Genomic DNA, 3,008 nt, shown 5'->3' with positions numbered 1-3,008 from the left:
TGAAAATCAGGATACCTCAGTCCCAGCCACAGCGATGAGTGCGACAACATTGACCCATGTCATTCCATTGGTTAGCACAAAAGTCACGGTGAGCCGGTGGGGTATGCCAGTAGCTCAACGAACCGACAACGTGACAACAAACCCCGACCGGACAGCAGGTAGTGACCGATAGATAGACGGCAAAACGTGCTGTTTGTCTCTCCTGTAGCACAATGGCGATGCGTGGATTGGCGCCGCCCACGACTACGAGGGTGACAAAGCGGCCTTGTGTTAGCGCTGGTACCGGACTTCATGACTGATGCGATTGCCTTGTACCAAACCATGAGCGGATGCACATGGGAATAACCACCAGAGTCGATCTGAGCCCAGCCCAGTTGACGGAGTTAACCGACCTGATTGACTGTTATCTCCCTCACGTATCTGTCTGGGCGTTCGGTTCACGGGTCAAAGGCACTTCCCGCCCCCATTCGGACCTGGATCTCGTTATTTTTAGCCGCCGGACCAAAACCCCGCGCTTTCGGCACTCATGAGACGCGCGAGAGGAAAGCGGCTTACTCTTTCGAGTAGACCGGCTCCATCCCCGACAGCGTTGAGGCCAATAGTGGGCAGCATGATGCCATTGGTCCATGGGATGAACAGGAACGAACACATGTCATCGCGCTAAGATAACGATAAAGCACACCACGCTGACAGAGGAGCATGATGCCACCGCTTGAGAGCCAGAGTGATAACGAACTGGAAGCGCTGCTGGCGCGCTATGGTAGTGACCACAGTATTATCTCCATGTCGATGCTCGATGGCTTTTTAACTGCGATCGCCTCAGGCCCGGACCTCATTGCGCCGAGCGCGTGGCTTCCCGCGATTTGGGGCGAGGAGCAGGATCAACCTCAATGGCAGGACCAAACCGAGCAGAAACGCTTTATCGATCGGGTGATGCGCCATTACGACGACATCACCACCACGCTAACCTATGCGCCTGATGACTATTTTCCGATTGCCCCACCGTTTCAACATGATGATGAGTGGGTGGTATTGTACCATGAGTGGTGTCTTGGCTATCTGAGGGGAATAGCGCTATCCCCCTGGCCCAGGTTGCCAGGGCCGCAAGCAGCTGCACTGGCCATGATCTGTGAAGTGATAGAGGAGATGCCAAGAGAGCGGGAGGCTCTGGACTGCGATCAAGGGTCTCGGGTATGCACTGCCGCTCTTACCCTGCATGCCTACTTTCTGGTGCAGCGTAGCGAGCACCCGCCCCACGCTCAACCAGTAATGGCATCAGCCGAGATTGACCGTAACGCCCTGTGCCCCTGCGGCAGCGGCAGCGGCAGCGGCAAAAAGTTCAAGCAGTGTTGTTTGCACTGACCAACAAAACAGATAGCAAGAGAGGGGAAAGCCAGGGAGTAGTCCCTGCCCCCACTCTGCTAATCTGCCCACGGCAACGACCAATGCGGGTTGTTGGATCTCAGACTATTCACCTGGAGCCCCAATGTCACTGACCAAGAGCAAAACCTCGGCCAAGCGCAAAGCAGTTGAGCCGCACCACGAGAGCCCGGCCCTTGCCTATTTTCATCGCCAGTGGAAGGCTATCGAGAAACTGCAGGCCAAGCTGGCCAAACAAGAGCAGGAGGGGGCGGACATCTATCAACGCTTTGTCAGCGACATTGAGCCCCTGGAGCGTGAGCAGTGCGCGCTGATCTTTCAGCTTTGCCAGCGGCTGGCCGGTTTCACCGCCCGCAAGAGTTTTACCCAGTGGCAACGCGAGATACTCCATGGCTGGATTGATGAATTGATGGGATATCTTGAATCCAATCCGTTTCGCGGGGAGCTGGATCTGGAGTCACTCTATATGGCGGTGCAATCGGGCAGCGTCAGCCAGCTCGATGACGCTCAGCTCGATGTAAGCTGCGACTTTATCACCGACATGTTGCAAGAGGCGTTCGGCGAGAGCCCCGACGATATCGAGCTGCTGCGCGAGATGGTCAGAAATCCCGAAAAGCTGCGCGACTATATGCAAACCCAGGCCCAAAAGAGGGGCGTCGATGAACATGGGTGGAACAAGGAGGAGCCTGGCTATGCCGATGACCCCTTTGCCAGTGACGAGACCTTCGAGCACTGGCAGGCCCATCCGGATGAGCTCGCCAGGGTAGAGCAACTGCTCGACAACTCAAGCCTCAAACAACTCTATCGCAAGCTGGCGATGACGCTGCATCCCGACCGGGAGCAAGACCCGGTACAGCGAGAAGAGAAGACCCGCGTCATAGGAGAGCTGATCCAGGCGTGGGAGAAGCGGGATATGTTTACCCTACTGCACCTGGCACACACCCATCTGCCCGAGGCAGACAACCTGCTGAGTGAGAAAAATCTGGCGGCCATTAATCCGGCACTCAAACAGAAGCAACGTGAGCTGGAAGTTCGTTATTACGGTCACGTCGAAGGGGTCCGGGGCGCGGTCTTGCACAAGTTCAAACAGCGCTCGAAGAAGCAGACCGATCTCGCATTCGAGGAGCACCAGCACTCTCTGCAGCGCGATATCAAACAGCTGCACGCGCAGCTTGCGAGCATCACCTCCCTGCAGACCCTCAAGCCCTATCTGGCCGAGCGCTGGAACGAGCGTCAGCACGCGATATGGGATGACGCTCCGAGCTTTGATGAGATGTTCTTTCGATAGTAGCAAAAGAGGGCCATTTGCCCTCTCTTGCTTTGGTTAAACGAAAAGGAGCAATGACGATGACCCGTCCAAAGCAATGCGATAGAGGAGAAAGGCAGCCAAGGCTCTGTGGCACACTGCGTGGCATACCCAAATTTCAGATAAGAAAAAAGCCCAAGCAATTCAATTGCTTGGGCTTATATAGTGGCGGAGCGGACGGGACTCGAACCCGCGACCCCCGGCGTGACAGGCCGGTATTCTAACCGACTGAACTACCGCTCCGCTGTCTGGTTAGCTTTTTGCTAAATTGTCTGCCGTTTCAACGAGGTGTCATCCTCTCGGCCAACGTCGTGATGTGCAC

At 55.9% G+C, this 3,008-nt stretch carries 3 protein-coding genes and 1 tRNA gene; 3 read left to right on the top strand and 1 reads right to left on the bottom strand.

From position 1 onward, the window contains the following. Positions 1-329 precede the first annotated feature (329 nt). From ACE1BR_RS23150 to ACE1BR_RS23140, 3 genes are all read left to right on the top strand, one after another. The gene (locus ACE1BR_RS23150) at positions 330-530 is read left to right on the top strand and encodes a nucleotidyltransferase domain-containing protein (RefSeq protein WP_374874428.1); all 201 of its coding nucleotides are present in this window, start codon (positions 330-332) and stop codon (positions 528-530) included. Between the two features lie 172 nt (positions 531-702). Next, on the top strand, positions 703-1,362 hold the full coding sequence (locus tag ACE1BR_RS23145; RefSeq protein ID WP_374874427.1) for a UPF0149 family protein: 660 nt from the start codon (positions 703-705) through the stop codon (positions 1,360-1,362). Between the two features lie 124 nt (positions 1,363-1,486). Beyond that, positions 1,487-2,668, top strand: coding sequence for a J domain-containing protein (locus ACE1BR_RS23140; RefSeq protein ID WP_374874425.1), 1,182 nt, complete (start codon positions 1,487-1,489; stop codon positions 2,666-2,668). A 184-nt stretch (positions 2,669-2,852) separates the two neighbouring features. Here ACE1BR_RS23140 and ACE1BR_RS23135 read toward each other — a convergent pair. Then, positions 2,853-2,929 (bottom strand) — tRNA-Asp (locus ACE1BR_RS23135). Between the last annotated feature and the right edge of the window lie 79 nt (positions 2,930-3,008).

This window comes from Aeromonas sp. MdU4 (genome assembly GCF_041929505.1).
Lineage (GTDB): Bacteria > Pseudomonadota > Gammaproteobacteria > Enterobacterales > Aeromonadaceae > Aeromonas.
This window is presented reverse-complemented; position numbering and strand designations above follow the sequence as displayed.

Excerpts from the sequence above, each read along its gene's own strand:
- ACE1BR_RS23150 (WP_374874428.1), top strand. The coding sequence starts at position 330 with ATGCACATGGGAATAACCACCAGAGTCGATCTGAGCCCAGCCCAGTTG.
- ACE1BR_RS23145 (WP_374874427.1), top strand. The coding sequence starts at position 703 with ATGCCACCGCTTGAGAGCCAGAGTGATAACGAACTGGAAGCGCTGCTG.
- ACE1BR_RS23140 (WP_374874425.1), top strand. The coding sequence starts at position 1,487 with ATGTCACTGACCAAGAGCAAAACCTCGGCCAAGCGCAAAGCAGTTGAG.